This is a genomic window from Eubacterium segne (assembly GCF_014287775.1).
Taxonomy (GTDB): Bacteria; Bacillota; Clostridia; order Lachnospirales; family Lachnospiraceae; genus Eubacterium_G; species Eubacterium_G segne.
In genome coordinates this window covers 359,848-382,476 of sequence record NZ_JACOOZ010000001.1, presented here as the reverse complement: position 1 = coordinate 382,476, position 22,629 = coordinate 359,848, and the positions used below count along the sequence as shown (strand labels likewise).

Below are 22,629 nucleotides of genomic sequence, written 5' to 3'. Positions count from 1 at the left end.
TGATGATAAAAATATTACAAGATAAGGAAACAGGTCAGAGAGGATGCCAGAAAAGGCAGTTTTAAAATAAATATGACAATAGATAATTTTGTTACAGAAATGAGTGAAGAAGAAATGCTGGAATATATCTCAGAAGCAATAAGATGTGAATATCTTAATGCTTCTGAGATAAAAGTTACGAATTTGAATAAAATTTGCAATATAACAAGGAAGCGATATGGAAATTCAACAGTAACGGTAAAACAGAAAATTAGTGATTGGGAGGAGTAAAATGATTTTATGAATTATAAAGAACAGCAGAAAAAAGAAATTGAAACAATCAGAGAGAGAAATATTACAGTGAAATTGTCGGACGCAGATTGCGACCGACTTGTAAGAAAATGCGGAGAGCATGGGTTGACAGTCGGAGAGCTGATAGAGAATTTTGTCGGAGATTTGGTAGGCGGTACGTATTCCAACGGAAGTGATGAAAGAGATAATGCCGAGAGGTGGTTCGAGCGTTGTTGGTTCGGAATGTTCCCAGAGCAGACACTATTAAATCATTTTCTTTGTTGGGGATATGAACCAGAGGACTATCTGGACACGTTGGATAATATCGAAACAGCAATAAAAGAAAAAGAGTACCTTGAGGAACACCCAGAAGAAGCAAACGAAGAAGCACAGTACATTGATGATGATATTGAGTGTTGGCAGGAAGAACTGAAAGACATGAGAGCCGACTGGAAACCGGAGAAAGAGCCGAATATGGACGAGGAAATCAAACTTATTAAGAAGTGGGTTAAGGACAGAGAAGATTTATTAGGAGAAAGAAAAGGGACAGAGAGATGAAGTTTAGTTATGCATTACTAACTAAATTGAATAACGTTAAACTTAATCCAACACATATAGAATTGTTGATTTATTTGGTTAGACATCAGGACAATTCAACTGGAAAAGTGTTGGGAGTACACCATAGTGACGTAACGGCTGCAACCGGAATGGTAAGACAGTCTTTTTATTCCGCAATGAAATATCTGAAAGAGCAGGAAATAATTAAGTATGAGCGTCATGACGAGGGAGCATATTACACAGTCAAGATACTTGATAATGCATTCCCAAGTAAACAATCATTTAAAAAGGGATATGTTAACCTCCAAAAAGAGGTCTTTAATTCAAAGGAATATAATGAACTTAAATCAAACGAAAAATATCTGGTTCTTCAGCTCTGCAAGAGAACTAACATAAGCCATGGAAGTTATATTATAGATGTTAAAAAGCTTTATTCAAATCTTACCAGAGAATTTAATGTAACCAAACGGGTAGTCAGAAAGTACTTACATTCCATGCGTAAATTTTTTTCCATTGGTATTAAAAACGGAAAGTATTACATAACCTATCTTCACACCAAATTTAAGAAGCTTGTTGATAAGCCTGAAAGATTAATAAGGGATGAATCATACATTAATGAAATTGTACATAAACTAAAAATAAGAAACACAAATAAGGAAGAAATAACAGAAACAGCAGAATTAATACATCAGTACGAGAACCAGGCAACCAAAAGAAACACAGACATAAGAAAACTTATTACTGAATACATCAGGGAAACAGTTGAAGGAACGCTACAGAGAAAACGCAGACTTAATTTTAAACTGCTTAATAAGCTCTTACATAAGACCCTGTACGAAAATCCTGAACCGAATCAAAAAGCCGGTAAAGAACACCATGACATCAGGAAAATTGAGCAAATGTTACTTGATTATCAATATAATCGAATATAATACTAAATACTCTTATATGCATGCATATAGGAGTGTTTGTGGTTGCGTAATACAGCTTAAGTTCATGTTAAAGACAGTAATGATGAAATACAGAGAGGTAAGACATGCAGAAAATCAGACCAAAGGTCTTATTTTTTTGCCTAAAAAAATAAATGTCCAAATAAAGGGATATTAATTAAAAAGTTGTCCAAATAAAAGGATATATGAAAAATAACAGTCCAAATAAAATGACGTATGATAATAACTATTGTCCAAATAAATGCAGGTTAAGTATGCCTGAAATCCTTTATTTATGGGAATTCGGGGCAAATAATACGTGATAGCATATATTCTCTTATCCCCATATTTTTTCTGCTTTTGCTCATATAATATCTAATCGATATTATCTTAAATAATGAACGTTGCTCATTAAAAACGACCTAACGGTCGTGGAGCAACGAAGGATAGCTTACGCTATCCCTTAAATTGTCATTGTATGTGGTACTTAAGGGTTAAAATAAAAAAAAGTAAATTTTACAAAAAACCTTAAAAGAAAAAATTCCATTTTTGAGTCGAATATTGTAAAATAATGGCAGAGATGAAAGGAGAAAACATTTATGTATGAATTAGTATTATCAGTATTTATCGGACTTGGATTGCTTTTATGCCTGTATGACATCATACAGGGAGAGGCCGTGATTATATTCAGTTTTATTGCCTTAGAGCTAAAGACCGAAAAGGTGATGCATCCTGCCTTCTGTGTTATTGTCGGAATAGTTGTTGCGGTATTGTTTGTCATTTTAATGTATCATGTCAAGATAGTAAGATATGTGTTATCAGTGGTATTATCCGGCGTTGTGGCTGCATTGGTCTGGTATGAGGCTCACACTAAACTGGACAAGACATGGACCATTGTTCTTACCGTAGTTGGATTTATTATTGCATTGGGACTGCATGGCTATTCATATTACAGGGAGATGGGCGATACATCTGACAACATATATGCCGACCTCAGGGGAGGAAGTATGGATGCACAAAAAAACGCTGAAACAATTAACCAGATAAATGATACGTTAAGAAAAAAATATGAGGAACAGAAACAGCGTGAGTACGAACAGAGTGTTCATAATGCAAAATATGACTACTATAAGGAATACTATGAAACACACAAGGATGACGTGGTAAATGACAGTCAGACAGATTATTACGAGGAATTGTTTGATGGCTGCAGTAGCATGGAGGATTTAAAAAAAAGGTATAGGGAGCTGCTTAAGATATTCCATCCTGATGCCCAAAACGGAAGTCAGGAAAAAACGCAGGCAATAATGAATGCATATGAGAAAATCATAAGTGAACGATTTTAAATGTAACCAAATGTAACCTGTTAAACCCTTCTTAATGGTAGTATAATATAATTGTAAAAAAAATAAATGAAGACAGTTTCCCGGTCGGGTTACTGCCTTTTTTACAAAAAACAGCTATATGCTGTTTTTTTTTGTGCAACTAATAAGAATAGGTGAAAGGAGGGTACATGAAAACTTAGAAGAGAAGGAAAGACAACAGTTGAAATTTAAAATCAGGAGGAAAAGTTAAATGACAAAAGGAATTAAGAGAATTTTAGCAACATTAATGAGCATGGCGCTTATCATGTCGCTGTGCATGGGTTCAGTGGTTTTGGCGGATGATGTAACCATTGACACTTCAAAAAAAGGAAGCATAACGATACACAAGTATGATCTGACTGCGGCAACAAATGCAAACGTTGACACGTCAGGTTTTGTGTCAGACGGAAAGAAGAACAGTGCAGCGGAAGATGCACTTAAGAAATATGCAATAAAGGGTGTTGAGTTTACATACCTTAAGGTTGGAGATGTCATTCAGGATAATGACAACGGAACGGTAAAACTTATGTATGAAATCCCGGCTGATCTCCAAATGGTGTTGGGTTTATCTGACAATGATAAAAAGACTGTAAACGGGAAGGATTATTTCACATCAGGAAAGATAAGTAAGGCTTTGTCAGATGCTCTAATTAAGAATACTGAAACAAAGAATAAACTTGAAAAATACATTACATCCGGAACAGCAATGGAACAGACATCTGCTGAAGGAATAACATCAAAGAATAACCTTGACCTGGGACTGTATCTCATAGTTGAAACAAAGGTTCCGGAAGACGTTGTATCGACAACAGACCCGTTTTTTGTTTCCGTTCCAATGACGGATTCAGACGGTGAAAGCTGGTTTTATGACATTGATCTATATCCAAAGAATCAGACAGGAAATCCTACACTTGAAAAAAAGGTAAGAAACAATACTGATACAGCCAATGTCGTAACTGAACTTGCAAGTGACAGCTTTATCTCAGACAGGGAAGAATATAAGTATCAGGATACCGTGACAGCAACAGAGGGCGAAACACTTGATTATTACCTGTTATCAAAAATGCCACACATCACTTCTACCGCAACGTATCTTACAACATACAGTTTTAACGACAAGATGTCAAAAGGAATCACATATGGAAAGGATGCAGTGGTTGCCATTTATGACAGCGAAGATGGCATTAATGATGTGAACGTAAGTAATGTTGATGAAAGCGGGGCAGTTGCAGTCTGGAAAAAAGCAGACGGTAAATTTAATACAACATATGATGATGAAAACAATACAATGGATGTTGTAATTACTGCTGAGGGCTTAAAGGAAATCAACGAAAAATATTCGGACAAGTACATTGCAGTATTCTACACTGCGACAGTAAACAGCAATGCTTCAGTAGTTACAGGCGACAAGGGAAATCCAAATGATGTTGTTCTTACATGGAAAAGAACAAGTGACAGATATTATGATATTCTTACAGATGAATGTATTGTGTATACATATGGTCTTAACATGACAAAAGAGTTTGAGGACAATGCAGGAGATGCAACAAAGGTTAAGTTTGTAGTTAAGAACATAACAGACGGATATTATGTAATTGCCACCGAAAGTGACGGAGTATACTATGTTACGGGAAGAACAGCAAATCAATCAGATGCAACGGTATTCAGTCCCGCAGCTTCCGGAACACTTAAAATTAACGGAATTGAGGCTGATGAATATACCATTACCGAGACGGCAACAGACAAAGGATACAGTCTGCTCAAGGATTCAATCAATGTAAAGATTAATTCCACAAAAGCAACAATAACACCAACAGAGGCAAATATTACGGGAACACAGAGTAAAACGGTTGTAACTGTTGCAAATGATGGTATCGTACAGGGAAAGACACTTAATGATAATGTAACCGTTGATACCAGGTCAGCATCAGCTACAGTTGATCAGGAAAAATCAAACATGAAGGAAAGTTCAGATAATGCAGATTCAGCAAATGCAGAGGTTGTTTTGAAGGTTGTTAATGAAAAATCATTTAACATTCCACAGACAGGACGTGCAGGTATTTATATTTTCACATTTCTTGGAGCCATGGCCATAGTATTTGGTCTTATAATTGGAAAAGGCAAAGAAAAATCTGAAGAATAGAAAATGAAACTAAGAAAAATAATCAGCATAATGATTGTTATAGTCGGGGTGGGAACAGCTTCCTACCCCTTCATAAGCAATTATATATATGAGAATCAGGCAAAGTCCGAGGTTACTTCACTTACAAAAAAGGTCAACGACACAAATAAGAAGCTGATTGATAAAGAAGTTCTGAGGGCAGATGAGTATAATAAGAATCTGCTTAACAGTGGGAGTGTGTTCACGGATCCGTTTGATGAAAAAAAGGAGACTTTAAGTAAAAGTTATAACGGGCTTTTAAACATGAATGCAGATGGCATGATGGGATACATAGAAATTCCGGTTATATCTGTTACACTTCCAATATATCATACATCAAATCCGGACGTACTTGAAAAGGGAGCGGGACACCTTCAGGGCTCATCACTTCCGACAGGTGGAGTGGGAACACATACGGTAATAACGGCTCATACAGGGCTTAACCGGGCAAAGATGTTTACTGACCTGACGGAAATGAGTGTTGGGGATGTATTTTATATAACGGTTCTTGGAAAAAGAATGGCATACAGAGTATATGACATTAAGGTAATAAAGCCTGAGAATATTGGCATTCTTTCAATTAAGCCTGACAAAGATTATGCAACCCTGGTAACATGTACTCCATATGGAATTAATACACACCGGCTTTTGGTGATGGGGGAAAGAACAGACATTAAGGCTGATTCTGAACCCACAAAAACAAAAAAATACATATCAAGATGGCAATCGGATTATATCATTTCCGTATTGGCCGGGTTGTCTGCAGCCTTAATCTTTATAACTGTTGTTAAGGTAATTAATAAAATAAGAATCAGGTAAAAATATTCAGATTCGATACGAACGTATGTTTACATATCTGATGCTTCGTGCTATAATTGCCTTATGAAAACCAATGGAAAAATAGGGTTTTCATAGGTAATATATAAAAGTAAAATTCAGAAAATATAATGAACTTAGTCAGGGGACTGAAGGGGCGAAATGTCAGCTGCCGGAATAACAAATGAAGGGAGCTGATGCCAATGGTTACATATGATGATTTATTCAACTTTGTAATTATGCTTTGCACGGTTATTATGCTTGTATTAGCTATCATTAATGCAAAAAAATAACGCCCTTGCTTGACAATTGATTAGGACGTTATTTTTATAACACACAATCAACCGGCGGCTAGACTTTATCTAGCTTTCAGTCCTTTGCTTAAGTTCATTATAACACATACATCTGAAATTGCAAATCATGTTTTGGGAGGTTAAGGCATGAAGAAAACAGTAAAAAAACTAATGGTAACACTTGCTCTTGCATTAATGGTAACAACGTTTTGTGGAAGTGGAGTTCAGGCAAAACAGAAATCGCAGAAATTGAAAGTTGATAACATATATGCAGATTATAATAAGTATGTAAAAGGACGATGCAATCTTAAAAAATACAGACTTGTCATCAAGCAGGGTTCGAAAGTTCTTCACAACAAGACACATTACAGAAAAAGTTTTTCAGTGAAAATAGGAACCCGGAACCAAGGTGATAAAATTACAGTGAAGATTAAAAAATCCCGTAAGAAATACGCATCAGTTACCAAACAGGTTAAACGGACATTGTGGTGGCAGAAAGATGGCTACAAATCAGAAAAGGCAGTTGTAAAAGCCTACAAGACCAATGACAGAAAAATAACGGTTCACTGTAAGGCAGGTTATAGGCTGAATGTGGACATTACAGGAAACAATGGCAAAAATCAAAAGGAAAATAACATTCAAAAGACAAAGACAATAAATGTTGCTTCAGGTGTAGATTCAATTAAGAAAGTTACGCTTACATTATACAATAACAGAAAAAAGATCAGTTCAAATGGTATTACACCTGATGATGCCCAAAGTGATAACGGCAAGGGTAACAAGCCAGGTGTAAAAAAAGATAACACTAAAAAGCCAACGCAGGATGTGGACTGGAGAGAGGATAACATTGACAGGTTTTTAGGTCAGATTGAAAAATCGGATACCTACAGAGGCACAGCATATAAGTTAAATGATTATACGATATATAGAGAATGCGACAGCTACCAGTATGGTTTTATTACATCTCCTTACTGGAGTCTGGTTGACTGGTACAATGAAAGGGAGTATAAGGAACTTCTCGCAGAGATGCAGAGAATAGTTGAGGTTACACACATAAAGGATGACATGATAGATGAGGAAAAGGCATATAGACTTGGAAGATATCTTGCAAAGAACATTGACTATTATCTTCCAGGTCATGAGCAGCACCTTTACGGTACACTGTTTAATAAAAAAACCGTATGTGGAGGGTACTCAAAAACATATGCCGTGTTATGCAGATACGTTGGAATTGAGTGTGACTATGTGCTGGCAGACAAAATTGGAAATCATGCGTGGAACCTGATTAAGCTTGGTGATTACTGGTATGTGGTCGATATTACGGATGCAGCCGTGGGAAGAAATGGTAAAGGAATAACATACTCTTTTTTTATGGGATATGATTACATTGATGATAGTTTAATTAATCATCTGGATAAGGATTACTGGACGGATGAATATATCAGTACACATCCGATAGATACAATAAATCATTATCAAAGATGCAAAAAGGAGGGAATTACAGGTCAGTCATTTACAGATGATGAACTTTATAACCTCCCTGAATAAGCTTTATAACACATAAAATATAAAAAACACAATTCATACGTTTGGGTATGGGTTGTGTTTTTTTATATACAAATTTAGGGAAAGGAGCAGAAACAAAAGGTTTAGAAAATTTTAAATTAAGAATACTAGGAGGAAAAAGAAAATGAAAAGAAGGGGTAAAAAGATTATCTCGATGGTGCTGGTAGTAATAATGGCACTGTCAATGTTTAACTATTCAGGACATCCGGGAAAAACGGTTGAAGCTTCAGGAAGCTTTCCGGTATCGGGAGTCCACAAGGGAACACTTACACATGGAAACTACATGAGACTTTCGGGACTTAAGGCATCAACCGGGGCAACCGTAATTGAGGCTGATGACATGACAAGCGGCGGAGCAAGAAGAACAGGCTTCTGTCTTTCGCCGGGAGTATCTGAAACAGGAAAGGAAAATGCCTACACGTCAGCAGACTACACATCAGGATATGGCATAAAATATTATAAGGCACTTATGGCTTTTTATTACGACCATGTAAACGAATACCGAACCAATGCGGCAAGGTTTGCCACACAGCTTTTTGTGTGGAGAACAGTCATCCTCGAAAGAATCCATTCAGGAAATTTTGCAGCATCGGCATATGACGGAAACGGATTTAAGGAGGGCTTTATCTCCTCAATGAAGAGCCTTGTGGGATTTGATGATGCCAAGGCAGAAATGGTGTATAACACGGCCTTTGCTTACATAAAGGAAGGTGCAAAGGGAACATACAACAACAAGGTTGCACTGCTTAAGTGGACGGCAAATGCCTCACAGACAATGCTTACCGGAAACGTGTATTCAGACAAGACGGTAAAGATTAAGATTGATAAGAACCTGGACATCAAAAACTCAGGTCTGTCCCTTGCAGGAACAAAGTATGAAATCCACGAGGATTCAAAAAACGGAAAGAAAGTGGGAACCTTTGTCCTTGATAAACACGGAGTGGACACAATCACCCTGTCAAGGGACGGAAACTATGACGGCAGCGTTAAGTATTACATGTATGAAACAGTAAACGTGTCGGGAACAACATCCAATGCAGGCAATGCCCCGGCAGAGTTTACAATAGACTGGGGAAAGATTAAGGACGGAGCAGGCGGTGGAACACTGTCGCTCACAAAAGACGGTGTCAAGGGTTTAAAACCGTCATGGCTTGTCACCATGGGAAACCTTGCAAAGCTGTGTCTTAAACAGCTCGAAGACCACATTCCATACGTTGATGTAACAGTGGTAAAGGAAGAAACGGGAACGGCAAAGAAACTTAAGGGCGCAGAGTTTACCATATATGCATTCAATGCCGATACCGGAAAGTATGACACTAAGGTGGCAGCTAATAACAACTTAGGTAATGCGGTTACCAATCCAATAACATCCGGAAGTGACGGAACAGTCACCAGTGAAAGCCTTTATTACACTGCAAAGAACCTTGGAAAGTTCAAGATAGTGGAAACAAAGGCACCGGACGGACACATTAACAGTAAGGAATCAAAGCTCTTCAGCATTAAGTCAGGAAAAGGAATTACCCGGGCAGGACAGACAATGAGGCTTACGTTTGATGATCCGAGTGATAAACAGTCAGATAAATATCCGGTAAGACTTGAAAAAATCAACAGGGAAACCGGAACACCAATTTATGATGCAGGGTTTACCATATGGACATACAAGTACACGAGAAAAAGTGACGGAAAGGATTTCTATTACCCGTATGACGGAAACATTCCGGACAGCATAAGGGGTACAATGTACTTTGGAGACAAGGTGGCAATTGAACAGTTAAAGGATAAAAACGGAAACCTTACAAACACGTATCAGACAGAAAAGCTTGAAACCAACAGGACATATATGATACGTGAGACAAAAAGACCGGCCGGATGTACAACAAGCGGAGGTAGCTGGGGACTGGGTCATGGCGCAGGAGAGAGCCTTAAGACACTGGAGGACTTTGACAAGGCAGGTGTGAATTACACAATCGTGTTTACACTTTTAAAGGATGGAACAATAAAGATTATTAATAATTATGGTGAGGAAGTCAAAAGGCAGAACTATGTGGAGCCGATAACGGTTGACAACGACCTGTCAGAGGGAAGCATTACAGTCAAAAAGAAAGACTCTGTCTCAAATGAACCGCTTTCAGGAGCAACATTTGAGCTCTGGGAGGTTTCAAAGGATAACTACGACATGGTAGGATATATCCCAAGCGATGAAACCGGGGCAACACTCACGGCAAAGGGAGAAACTGACGCAAAAGGGGAGTTTACATTTGGACGTCTTGTTGGTGAAAAGGATGAGTTTGGAGATTGGTACGGTGATGTATACAGGGAAAACGGCGTAATACTTTCAGAACATTACTACATGTTAGTGGAAACCAATGCACCTGAAGGATACAGACTTCCGTTTGATAACATACAGAAAATCCATGTGGGTGCAAAGGAAGCAAAGTATACAATGAGTTCAATGGATAATGCCTTTGAGAAGACATACGAGATAGGAAATGAAAAGGCCACACTTGACCTTAACATTCATAAGGTATCCGTAAGCAGAACCGGAAAGGAGTCCGTTGCCCTTCCCGGAGCAGTGTTTGCCTTATACAGGGTTGAAAAAATAATATCTGATGGAGACTCGGATGTGGGAGCAGATGATGGAGTCGGAAGCGAGGTTGATTACAGTAAGCTTACAAATGAGAATTACATAGACTTTGATTACTCAACAATCACTCCGGTAAGTGATAACATTGTAACGGATGATAAGGGAAATGCGACCGTTCCAAAGATACTTGAAGCGGGCGGATATGTTTTGGTTGAGACAAGGGCACCAAAGAACTACATGGTAGCTGAGCCGCAGTACATATACATAGACAGAAATACCCTTGATAACAGTGTGTCTTATGAAATCGAGGTAAGGGATAAGGAATTTGAGGCAAGGGTACGTGCCGTAAAGGTTGACTCAGATACAGGTAAAAACATTCCACAGGAAGGAGTTGCCTTTAAAGTAAAGAACTTAGACACCAATGAATACGTTAAACAGACAGTTGATACATACAGCGAACCGGAGGTTGAGGGTGCACCTCATGAACTGATTAAGTCTGAAATTACAGACACGTTCTATACTGATAAAAACGGTGAAATGAACCTGCCAAATGTACTGTCATGCGGACATTATCAGTTAGAAGAGATTGTTCCACCAAAAGGATATCTGCTAAATGACACACCGGTTAAGTTTACTGTTGATGATGAAGAGGATTATTATCCTGATGACCCGAATAAGCAGTTTGACTATGACGAGAATACAAGGGACGTTGTTATTAACATTACATTCAGTGACAAACCGACCGAAACATATCTTACAAAGAAGGACAGGAATACCGGAGAACTTATTTCAGGCGGTAAGTTCCATGTGGAAGACATGGACGGAAATGTCATTGAAAGCTGGGAAGGAACAGGTGAGGCACATCTTATTAAGAAACTTGAACAGGGTGTTGATTATATGTATGTGGAAGATGAAGCACCGGAAGGATATGTAAAAGGAGAAAGCGTTAAATTCAGACTTTCAGATACGGAAAGTATTACGTATGTTGATATGCTTGATGAATGCATTACCGTTGAAATCTCCAAACAGGCAGTCGCATCAAGTGATGAACTTCCGGGAGCGCATCTGTATCTCTATCAGATTAAGGATGGAAGGGAAACGCTGTATGATTCATGGATTTCAACAACCACACCTCATGTAATTAAAAAAATACCGGCCGGCACATATAAGCTTGTTGAGAAAACAGCGCCTCTTTCCTATGTTCTTGCGGAAAGCATTACATTTAACGTTGAAGAAAAGGCAGAAATACAGAAGGTTGTAATGAAGGATGATTATGCAGGAAGCATTACAATTAAAAAGAAGGACGGTACCGGAAACATAATCAGTGGAGCAAGATTCAAACTTGAGGGAGCCGACGGAAGCATTCTTTACGGTGATACTGACGAGACAGGAAGTGTTACATTTGGAAAGGACAAAGATGGAAACAATACTCTAAAGCCGCAAAAATATGTCCTTACGGAAGAAAAAACAAAGGACGGGCATACATTACTTAAGGAACCGGTTGAAATTAACATTCCAATGCAGCTTACAAAGGAAGAAGCAGACAGATATGATGCAGACCTGTCAAGGGCAGTCTGGGATGAAGAGACTAAGACATACAGATTTTACGAACTTACCTATGAGATTGTTAATGACACAAACCTGACAGCACCGGATACAGGTGGAGACAACGGACACAGTGCTGCAGCTGCAGGAGGAATGATGTGTCTGTTATCCTTAAGCTTATATGGTCTTTACAGAAGGAAAAATAGTGAAGAAGCATAAGTTAATAAGAATAGTCATAATGTTGCTTTTAATATCTTCAGGATGTCTGATGATACTTGATGAACAGTCTGAAGGAATAATGAAACGCATAAGTGACAATGGCATGAGACAGGAAGCCGTCAACAGGAAAGGTAATGGCATTGACTTTGCAGGTCTTCAGAAAATCAACGGTGACATTGTTGCATGGATTAAGGTCCCCGGTACCAAGGTAGACTATCCGGTGGTTAAGGCAAGAGACAACAGTTTTTACTTAAGTCATGGCATAGATGGGAGCTATTCACAGTATGGAGCCGTGTTTATGGATCAGAGAATGTATAACAGAAAACTTAATGAAACAGACAATGTCATCATATACGGTCATAACATGGGACACTGGGATGACAGTATGTTTGGCACTCTTATGAACTATAAGAGCAGTGAATTTTCATTTTCTAATGATAGGATATACCTGTATACGGAAAATGGAAAGTCCGAGTACAGAATAATATCGGTTATGAGAACAACATCGGCAGACAAATGGTATGAATTCATAAGTCTTGATAAAAAAAGCAGGTATGAGGACAAGCTAAGGTATCTTGAAACCAACAGTATTCACCGTTTCCTGAATGATAAGGTAAATAATCCGGGCAAAGGGCAGTTCATAACATTGTCAACCTGTGACTATGACGGAAGATATAAAATGCTTATAGTAGGAATTAAGAGTAACCAATGATAACCTGTCATTATAGATAAGCAGGTGATAAAATATAATTGTAAAGAAATGGAGACTGCCCCGTGAGGACAGTCTCTTTTACTTTACAGGAAAATATAAGGAAGGAAATACAAAACATGAATTTAAAAAACAAAGTTAAAAAAGCAGGAGCTGCAATTACATCAGGAATGGTTCTTTCGTTAGTAAGTGCAGGCAACGTGTTTGCAGCAAAAAAAGCAGATGTAAAAGAGGTCACATCAGGTGTTGACATTATAGAACAGATAGCTCTTGCAATTGCAGGAGGAATAGGTGGAATATTTTTCATCATGGGAATAATGGATTTCGCAGCCGGATGGTCAGCAACGGATTCAACCCAACAGCTTGCCGGAATCAAGAAGGTTATAGCAGGAATAATGATGATGGCAGTATCAGCAATAGTCGCCCTTTTTAAGTAGTGGAGGTGGTAACAATGTTACATCATTACATTTTTGCCATAGGTCTTTCAGATATCGTGGATGGCTTGCATTCAAAACACATATTTAAAATCGCATGTGATATGTTTAATCAGGTCATTGGAATTCTTTACAGCCTTCTCGGGGTCAATCCCACAACAGGAACATATGAAGAGGCATGGAACGTAGTAAAAAATCTGTATGATGTGTTCTCCGCAATTGGGGCACCACTTCTTGTGGTGTTTTTCGTTTATGGTTACTGTCGTGATGCCGTTGACATCAGAAATGAGCTTCAGGTGGAGGCAACAATTAAGATGTACATAAGAATGGCGATATCGGCGATGGTTTTGGAAAATGTAATACTGTGGTTTCCCGACATGTGCGGCTGGGCCATTAAGCTTTTACAGGTCACTAAATATGAAAGCATTGCACTTGATTCGGAAAAACTGTCACAAAGCCTGGCTGATTCAACAAGCATCATATTCAGCTTCATGCTTGGAGTCATATTTTTTATCGTGGTGCTTGCCGCCTGTGTACTTATGATATGGACATGTCTTGGAAGGTTTTTGAATCTGTACATCATCATTCCTTTTGCAACAATAGCATTGTCAACCCTTGCTGCAGGAGGACAGGTGTCCCAGACAGGCTATTCATACATAAAAAGCCTTCTGCTGTATACCTTTGAGATAGTTGCCATGGGAGTTGTTCTTGCGGTGGCTCCGGCGTTTATTTCCGCCTCAAGCATAGCAGACAGCGGATCATCAGAGTATCTTGTCCTTGTTGAGGCAATAGTAAAGATACTTACAATAACTGCAGGACTGAAGGGCTCTGAAGTTGTAATCAAAAAGGCATTTAATCTGTAGGAGGAAAAAATGAATACACCGATAAACGAAAATTATGAGGAATACAAGGATGATGTTTGGAAGGGGCTTTCCGGAAGGGAGCTTAAGTGGGGCGGAATTGCCGTTGCATCCGGAATAGCAGTAATGCTGTTTCTGCTTTTATACCTTAAATGGAATGCAACACTGTCAACATTTGTCATGATGCCATTTACCTGCTTAATCGGCGTAAACGGCTTTTACAATAAGAACGGCATGAGTTTCATGGAATACCTTAAAAGAAAAAAATCAGTCATATTTGGAAAAACGCTGGTTATCCGTGAAAGGGACATCAGGGAATACAAGGTAAAAAAACTGGAACAGGAAATACAGGAAAACAGAGTGGATAAAACAAAAAAAAGGAGAAAAAATGGCAAAATTTAAACAGTATAAGAGGCTGACGGAAAAAATATACAGGGTCCCCAACTCAATAACAGACATAATACCTGTCAACAGAATAAGCGAAAAAGGAATATTTGAACTTGAAGCCGGCAGCTCGGTAGTCAAGCTGTACGACAAGGCATATATGTTTGAAGATATTAATTATCATACCCGTGACGAAGACGAGAAAAAGATACTTCTTGACAGATTCAGGCAGTTTCTTAATTCAATGAATGTCTCATTTAAAATTATTGTATCTAATGAACCGGAAAGCGTAGAGGAATTAAACACATCAATATTCGAGAAAGCACGCTCGGAAACGGAAGAACCTCTTGCAGTGGAGTTTAATAAATATTATCTGCAGAAGGTTGGAGACAACAAGAAGGGCATTAATCAGGTAAGGTACATCATCATAAGCTGTCTTAAGGCAGATTATGACAGTGCCAATGCATACTTTAACACCATAGAAGGACAGCTGGCAATGAGCTTTAAGTCAATGGGAAGTGGACTGCTTCCACTTAATGGAACACAGAGATTAAGACTTTTGCATAACATATACAGGTTTGGGGATGAAAAGACATTTAAGTTTTCCTGGGATGATGCCTTTAACCAGAGAAGGGACTGGAGAAGGGACATTATTAACATATCCATAAAGGAACATGAAAATTATCTGACATTTGACTTTGGTAAAAGCTATGTGTCTGTTTTGTTCATAAAAAATTATCCTTCAAGTTTAAAGGATACGTTTATACAGGAACTGATGGCACTTTCCATTCCTCTCATTCTTACCATGGACGTTGAACCTATAGGTTCTGACTATGCAGCAAAGATGCTTAAGGATAAGTACATGACTGCCCAGGGAAGCATAGACAGACAACAAATCACAAAAAACAAGATGGGAGCGTTTTCATCAGATGTTTCGTACAACAAAAGAAAGGAAGTTGAGGAACTGGAGGATGCCATGGACATATTAAGATCAGACAACGAAAAAATGTTCTATGTGGACGTATTAATTGCGGTCATGGCAAAATCAAGGGATGAACTTAACAATTATGTTGAACAGGTTAAGACAGTGGGAAACACATTTACATTAGAAATAGAAGAGCACATAGTACAGCAGCTTAATGCCTTTAATACAGTGCTTCCAACAGCGGCAAGATTCGTCAACACGATGAGGCCAATGTTTACAACGTCTCTGTCCGGTATAACGCCGTTTAATGTTACGGAAATTAATGACAGGAACGGTTTTTTTTACGGAATTAATCAGGTATCAAAAAATGCCATCATCGGTAACCGAAAAAAGTTAAAGAATGGAAACGGCTTTATATTTGGAAAAAGCGGAGCCGGAAAATCGCTGGATGCCAAAGGCGAGATAGGTCAGGTGTTAACGTACACGGATGATGATGTTATCATAATTGATCCCATGGGAGAATATGAACCCATAACACAGGAATGGAACGGCAATTATTACAAGTTCACTAACAAGGCTTCTGACAACAAGATATATAAGAATCCTTATCATGTTCCTGAATATGTGAATGATGAAGACATGGAGGAATTCATAGCTGACAAGGCAGAGTTTTCGTATGCACTTTTTGAGCAGGGAATTAAGCCTGATGTCTTATCAAATAAACATATAAATGCAATAGACAAGGCTGTGAAAATGATGTATGAGGAATATTTCCAGAAAAGAAAATGCGGAGAATCCGTGATGTCCCCGACCATGGTTAATCTTAGGGAATGTTTTTTAAAACTGGATGACAAATATTCAAGGGACATGGCTGAACAGATGGAAATATTCACGTCAGGAACACTTAATGTATTTGCTCATCAGGAAACGGACATCAGGCATAACAGGCTGGAAGTATATGGACTTTCGGAACTGGGAAAAAAGACTAAGAAGATGGCAATGCTCATATCCATTGAGGCAATAAAGAGCAGATTGAAATATAATTTCAATAATAAAAAGGCAACATGGATATACATTGATGAGGTTCACGAATTATGGAAGGATGAATATTCACAGGTGGCACTTGAAGACCTGTGGCGTGAAGTAAGAAAGCAGGGAGGTCTTTGTACCGGAATGACACAGTTCATCATGGATGGATTAAAAAATGCATCAACAGCTTCCATGATCGGCAACTCTGAATTTACCCTTCTTTTAGAACAGGGGTCAATCGATAAAGGCAATCTCTTCGACATTTTTGAAGTCTCCCAGGCACAACTGGATTATGTGAATGGTGTTGATCCGGGAACCGGACTGATAAGATTTGGAAAGAAAATAGTTCCGTTTGATAACATAATGAGCAGGGACAGTAAGCTGTACAAACTTTTTAACACGTCATTCCACGATGAAAATGATAACGGGGATGGTGATGTCTTTGCTGTCTGATTCATATAAAAAGCAGAAACTTACAAAAGAGGAAGCCATGATATATGACCTGATGAAGCCAAAAAATCGCAGAACATTCCTGAAAATGTCAGATCGTAAAAGAAAAAAGGTCGTAAAGCAGATAATAAAAAAACTTGAACGAAAGCATGTTGATGTGTCAGAGCTTATGAAAGCAGAAGACATGGCAGACAATCTGAAAAAAAAATATGCCATGATGAACGAAGAAAAAAAGATGACATCGAATGCAAAGGGTACAGTTACTGCAAAGACTGATGAATTGTTTACAAAAAACTCCGGTGGTATTTCCGGTGCGTCCGGAAAATCCCGACTTGTAAATGAGGGTTTTGAGGAAATGAGAAAAGTGGCTGCACAGCAGGCAGACAAAATGATGGAAGCTGAGTCAAGATACGAGAAGAAGGAAAAACGCAGCATCGAAGAGGCACAGAGGGAATACTTAAGCAGAATGTCGGCTGCCACTGCAGATGCTGCAGGCAAGGCAGTACAGTCATCCACTTCACGTAAACTTGCTGCATCTGCAGGAAATGTAATTTCACAAATTGCAGCTGCGGCTGCAAGTATGGTAATGGCAATAATTCCGATAATGCTTCCGGTAATCCTTATCATTGTTGTTCTTGTCGTAATCCTTACCATTATATTTGGAAGTGTTGCATTAAATGAGGAACAGACAGATGAATACGGTACATATGAGGTATCAGCAACAGTATTACAGTATCGGGATAAAATTCTTAATGAACTGAAAAAATATGGTAAGGAAGAATACATTGACCTGATGCTTGCTGTAGTACAGCAGGAATCAGGAGGCACGGGCAATGACATATTCAGGGCTTCGGAAAGTCTGGGGCTGAAACCCGGCACAATATCAGTTGATGAATCAATCAGTCAGGGAGTAAAGATTATGTGCAAAAACATGACTGATAAAAGAGTAAATGTATCATCAACGGGTGACATAGCCCACATCAGAGTGGCATTGCAGGCATATAATTACGGCGGCGGATATATCACATACATTAATGACGGAAAAGACGGAAGCTGGACACAGGAAAATGCCCTTTCTTATCAGAAAAAGATGGCATCCCAGACAAGAACCGGGTCATCGGCAAAGATACTTGGCCCATATGCTTATGGTGACGCATATTATACGGACCATGTCCTTAGGTATTATTCACCGGCGGGAAGTTCCAAAACATCCGCGGAAGTTAAGGGAATAAATGTAACAGAGAGATTAAAATGGCTGTTTCCTGAAGGAATTCCAACAACTGAAACAGCAGCAAGAAGTTATATGCAGACCATATCTGTTCCGATTTACACACAGGCGGGCCAGAAGTCAAGCATGAACATCACTGTGCATAAGAAGCTGGTTAATGCATACAGGCAGGCTTTTGAAGGAATGTATAAAATCAGATTCCCGGTTGATGCCGGAACAACAGCAGCTTATTGCTGGAGACAGATGGCGAGCAACGCAACAAAACAAAGTTATCACAGCTATGGAAGCTGCATAGACATCAACTGGAACAGTAATCCGGCAACTTACACCGGAGGCTCATATAATCCGGGACATGACCCCATGTCAATTACATCTGATGTTGTTAAAATATGGGCTGATGCAGGATTTTTCTGGGGAGGAGCATGGGACGGATACTTCCGTGACTACATGCATTTTACCTACACCAATAATTAGGATCAGGAGGAAAAAATTGAAGGAAAAAACAAGGTTCATTATTACATGGATAGTAATTCCGGCATGCTTTATTGTCGTATTGATCACGGCAATATGCTTGTCGATAGGAAGGTCTTCCGGAGAAGAAAAGACAGCCAAAATCGTTGGGACAACTATTACGGAGAGCACGACCACAATGGACACAGACACAGTCGCAGCTACCGTGAATGATTATGAAATTGAGGCAACGAACAGGGACGTGGCCATTACAAACATTGATGAAAAAATCAAAAAATATCTTGGTACGGATGAAAAAGAATTCTATGAAAAAGTTCATGAAAACATTCTTGGGTATGGACTGCAGAATTGCGAAGAATTAAGACTTGAGGAATCAGACATAGACAATAAGACAGACGTACTCACAATGACATTTCATCTAAGCATTGATTTAAAGGACATGTATATGGTTGTTGAATATCATAAGAATACTCATGAGTTTAACTTTAAGATATGGTGATAAGGAGATGGAAACATGTTATCAGGAATCAGAAAAAGATATTATGAATGGAAGGATAAAAAGGAATATGAAAGGCACGTTCCAAAATCCGAGAAGGTAAAAAACAAGAGAAAGATGGATGACAGGGTTAAGAACATGCTGGTGTTACTCATATGCATTATAGTGTTGATTATAGTAGTGATTGTTGTTATTGCCTTAAAAAAATCATCAGACAGTGATTTAACAGATGAAGTTAAAACAACCATAGAAACCATAGAAATGACAACTGTTGCCGATGAAACGGAAGTAACCACGGAAATGGAGACAGAAGAGAGTACAGTAATAGTTACGACCAAAGCCACAGCCACGGAAACTTCAACAACAGTAAAGAAGAAACGCAAAAAGAAAAAACAAGCCACATATCCGGTTTGGCAGGAGCCTGAAGTTACAGTTAAACATTCAGATATTCAGGTTATACCTGAAACACGGGTACAGGAAACAAGGAAAACCGAAAGACCAACCAGGAAAAAAGAAAAACCAATAAATAATACTGTTCCGGCACAACGTCAGGACACAAGTGAACTGGGATATGATGCAACGCAGCTAATCATTAACACGGTTGAAAATGCAATTGCGGGGAACCGTAATGATAACATGAGAAACCTTGCAATATACATGGCAGCCAATAATAAAAGTGATGCGCAGATTACAATAAACCGTCTTTGCGAGAATACTACAATTAAGGTTACATCAAGAACGGCAACAGCAACAGCCCGTTCATCAGCACTTGATGATGTATTAATTGCAGCCGAGAAGCTTGCAGATTCATTAAGAGGAAACGGACATAAATACGGGGTCGGCATTAAGGTAACATACATAAATTGTAAATTCAAAGTCAGAGCAGTGGTTGCCATTCAGACCAACTAAGCCAATTAAGGAGGAATTACGTATAATGAAGAAATTAAACAAAATTATCTTATTGCCACTTTTTGTGTTTGTAATGCTTATTGGCATTACAACAGTGAGCCAGACAAAAGTATATGCATATGCATATACGACCGTATATCTTGAAGTAGGTGAGACATATAAGCAGACAACAGATAATACCGAACCCATTTTTACTTATGCGTCAAACCTAAAAGGCACAGGATATGATTCTAAAGGAGTCAAGGTGTGTGATGCAGTATGGAATACGGCAACAGTTAAGAACAGAAAATACTTCACAATTACAGCTAAAAATGAAGGGGTTACTACATTCTATGTCAACAGACTAAATTCAAAAAAGGATGCTGACAGGGTCAGAACCGTTAAGGTAAGAGTTTTTAAAAAGGGTGTTACACCGGGACTTAAGAATAACATATCTCATTCATCAGCTGATGATGACAATTTTTTAAATCAGCAGGTTTACCTGTATGTAGGAAACTCTTTCAAGGTAACATCATCAAATGGAACAGTTACTCCTTCTGACGTATCGGAGGACACGGCAAAAAAAGCGGTAAAGACCTCCCTGCATATATACGAATGCAAGGAAAAAGGTGAGACTCTTGATAAGGGAACAAACAGGCTTGATGCAGGAAACCTTTCAGGAAGCACTATGACTTTTTCCTCAAAAAGTGGTGGACGTGCAACAACATATGTAAGGGCATCATACAAGTGGACATCATCAAACGGAACGGTTCATTATTCACCGGCGAGAATCATTAAGATTAACATATATCCAAAGCCTGTTATGAGAGTATTTAAAAATAATAAGGTAGTGGATTCAATGTCGATGATTCTTGGAAATCCAGAGGACGTAAATACATCAGTTACCAATCTTCAGTCAGGTGACATTCTGACAGAACAGGAATGCATCGTTCAGGATGAAACAAAGGTAAACGTAAAGGAACTGGATGGAAGCTGGAGCATTACTCCTCTTTCCATGACAAACGGTATTCCAATCCGCCTGACTTTCAGCTGTATAGTATCAGGTCAGGTATCACAGCACAATGGTGATGCATATGCAAAAATATCAAAAGCAGTCAGCCTGTCTGTATCTGCACTTAAAAGTGTAACGGTAAAAGGACATTCGGTAAACAAAAAGTCAGTCAGAATATACTGGGACGGCAACCCTGATGCGGCAGCGTACAGAATATACAGGTCAGACAGCCCTAATGGAACATACGAAAAAATAGGTGACACGGCAGAATGTTTTTATGATGATAATGACGATGAGTTAATTTATAACAAAATATATTATTACAAGGTAAGAGCTGTGGGACGCGATGAAGATACAATGTCCGAATTTTCACAGGCCCATTCAGTTAAGCTCGCATTGTCCGTTCCTAAAATCAGGTCGGTAACGAAATCCGGTAAATATTATCTGATCAAGATTGAGGGAGATAAGTACAGTGGATATGAAGTATGTGAAGGAGATAGTAAGAAACTTCTTATTTCGACAACATCAGATTCGGTGTCCATTCCTTTGTCATCCTTAAGGCATGTCCTGTATGTAAGGTCCTTTTATAAAAATGACAAGACAGGAGCAAAGGCATACAGCAGTTATTCTAATGCTTACGTCATTAACCAGAAATCCGGAAAAATAAAAATCAAGACACCACAAATTAACAAGGTATCAAAATCCGGAAAAAAGATTACAGTTAAAATGTGCAGAAAAGCATGTAGTTATAACGGAACCGGATTTCAGATTGTCATCAGTACCGACAAAAAATTCAAAAGAAAAAAAACGATAAAAACATCTTACAAAACAAAGACTGTAACGGTAAAAAAGTCAAAAGCCACTTACTATGTAAAAGTAAGGGCGTTTACAAAAGTAAACGGCAAAACGAAATACGGTTCATATAGCAAGATGAAAAAAATCAAGTAAGAAGGAGAACAGTAATGAATATTGTAGAACACATGGAATATGAATGGGACAGATTCAGAATGGACATGATGTGTACTTCCCGGGAAAACATATTTTCAAAAGCATCTGAAATAATTGACAAACGAAAAATATATGAAGTCATATCAGAAAATCTTGAGGAAATGTCGCCTAAGGAGGCAACATACATATGTGCAAGTGATTCTATTATAGATGCCCTGTATAATTGCATGATGGATAAGAGGGCAGATTTTGTGGAGGATACCATACTTGCACATCTGCATGAATATATTAACCGGTAAAAAGGATATAAAGCAGGCAACGTAAAAAGTGTCTGCTTTTTCTTTTTTAGGTGTTAAGTGGCAAAGCAATATATATATGATGTATGCATAGTGCATACATAAAGGGGTATTAGGGTTCTCCCTAACAAGTGCGCATTTTAATACATTGTTGTTTTTTTAACAAAAATGTACTAAAAAGTGCGTATCTTGCC

At 38.5% G+C, this 22,629-nt stretch carries 18 protein-coding genes; all 18 read left to right on the top strand.

Going from position 1 to position 22,629, the window contains the following annotated elements:
• Window positions 1-72 precede the first annotated feature (72 nt).
• The 18 genes from H8S00_RS01820 to H8S00_RS01735 all read left to right on the top strand — a co-directional run bounded on the left by H8S00_RS01820 (window position 73) and on the right by H8S00_RS01735 (window position 22,438).
• A complete protein-coding gene (locus H8S00_RS01820; RefSeq protein ID WP_186839877.1) occupies window positions 73-270 on the top strand; it encodes a hypothetical protein in 198 nt (65 codons plus the stop codon).
• A gap of 9 nt (window positions 271-279) precedes the next feature.
• Entirely contained in the window at window positions 280-828 is a 549-nt protein-coding gene (locus H8S00_RS01815) for a molecular chaperone GrpE (RefSeq protein WP_186839876.1), read from the top strand.
• Window positions 825-1,760, top strand: a complete 936-nt coding sequence (locus H8S00_RS01810) for a hypothetical protein (protein WP_186839875.1) — start codon at window positions 825-827, stop codon at window positions 1,758-1,760. The genes H8S00_RS01815 and H8S00_RS01810 overlap by 4 nt, the downstream gene beginning before the upstream one ends.
• A gap of 596 nt (window positions 1,761-2,356) precedes the next feature.
• Entirely contained in the window at window positions 2,357-3,103 is a 747-nt protein-coding gene (locus H8S00_RS01805; protein ID WP_186839874.1) for a J domain-containing protein, read from the top strand.
• 229 nt (window positions 3,104-3,332) lie between these two features.
• Window positions 3,333-5,264, top strand: coding sequence for a SpaH/EbpB family LPXTG-anchored major pilin (locus H8S00_RS01800; protein ID WP_186839873.1), 1,932 nt, complete (start codon window positions 3,333-3,335; stop codon window positions 5,262-5,264).
• 3 nt (window positions 5,265-5,267) lie between these two features.
• Window positions 5,268-6,101: a class C sortase gene (locus tag H8S00_RS01795; RefSeq protein ID WP_186839872.1), complete on the top strand. Its 834-nt coding sequence runs from the start codon at window positions 5,268-5,270 to the stop codon at window positions 6,099-6,101.
• 437 nt (window positions 6,102-6,538) lie between these two features.
• Entirely contained in the window at window positions 6,539-7,939 is a 1,401-nt protein-coding gene (locus H8S00_RS01790; protein WP_186839871.1) for a transglutaminase family protein, read from the top strand.
• A 142-nt stretch (window positions 7,940-8,081) separates the two neighbouring features.
• Entirely contained in the window at window positions 8,082-12,305 is a 4,224-nt protein-coding gene (locus tag H8S00_RS01785; protein WP_186839870.1) for a SpaA isopeptide-forming pilin-related protein, read from the top strand.
• Window positions 12,292-13,017, top strand: coding sequence for a class B sortase (srtB, locus tag H8S00_RS01780; protein WP_186839869.1), 726 nt, complete (start codon window positions 12,292-12,294; stop codon window positions 13,015-13,017). The genes H8S00_RS01785 and srtB overlap by 14 nt, the downstream gene beginning before the upstream one ends.
• A gap of 116 nt (window positions 13,018-13,133) precedes the next feature.
• Window positions 13,134-13,451, top strand: a complete 318-nt coding sequence (locus H8S00_RS01775; protein ID WP_186839868.1) for a hypothetical protein — start codon at window positions 13,134-13,136, stop codon at window positions 13,449-13,451.
• A 14-nt stretch (window positions 13,452-13,465) separates the two neighbouring features.
• Complete coding sequence (locus H8S00_RS01770; protein ID WP_186839867.1) at window positions 13,466-14,311, top strand: hypothetical protein; 846 nt, start codon at window positions 13,466-13,468, stop codon at window positions 14,309-14,311.
• A gap of 9 nt (window positions 14,312-14,320) precedes the next feature.
• A complete protein-coding gene (locus H8S00_RS01765; RefSeq protein ID WP_186839866.1) occupies window positions 14,321-14,710 on the top strand; it encodes a PrgI family protein in 390 nt (129 codons plus the stop codon).
• Complete coding sequence (locus H8S00_RS01760; RefSeq protein WP_186839865.1) at window positions 14,697-17,099, top strand: VirB4-like conjugal transfer ATPase, CD1110 family; 2,403 nt, start codon at window positions 14,697-14,699, stop codon at window positions 17,097-17,099. Before H8S00_RS01765 ends, H8S00_RS01760 begins: the two co-directional genes overlap by 14 nt.
• The gene (locus H8S00_RS01755; protein WP_186839864.1) at window positions 17,083-18,798 is read left to right on the top strand and encodes a lysozyme family protein; all 1,716 of its coding nucleotides are present in this window, start codon (window positions 17,083-17,085) and stop codon (window positions 18,796-18,798) included. The genes H8S00_RS01760 and H8S00_RS01755 overlap by 17 nt, the downstream gene beginning before the upstream one ends.
• 16 nt (window positions 18,799-18,814) lie before the next feature.
• Window positions 18,815-19,294: a hypothetical protein gene (locus H8S00_RS01750; protein ID WP_186839863.1), complete on the top strand. Its 480-nt coding sequence runs from the start codon at window positions 18,815-18,817 to the stop codon at window positions 19,292-19,294.
• Between the two features lie 15 nt (window positions 19,295-19,309).
• On the top strand, window positions 19,310-20,200 hold the full coding sequence (locus H8S00_RS01745) for a hypothetical protein (RefSeq protein WP_186839862.1): 891 nt from the start codon (window positions 19,310-19,312) through the stop codon (window positions 20,198-20,200).
• A 25-nt stretch (window positions 20,201-20,225) separates the two neighbouring features.
• A complete protein-coding gene (locus H8S00_RS01740; RefSeq protein ID WP_186839861.1) occupies window positions 20,226-22,139 on the top strand; it encodes a fibronectin type III domain-containing protein in 1,914 nt (637 codons plus the stop codon).
• Between the two features lie 14 nt (window positions 22,140-22,153).
• The gene (locus tag H8S00_RS01735; RefSeq protein ID WP_186839860.1) at window positions 22,154-22,438 is read left to right on the top strand and encodes a hypothetical protein; all 285 of its coding nucleotides are present in this window, start codon (window positions 22,154-22,156) and stop codon (window positions 22,436-22,438) included.
• Window positions 22,439-22,629: the final 191 nt, after the last annotated feature.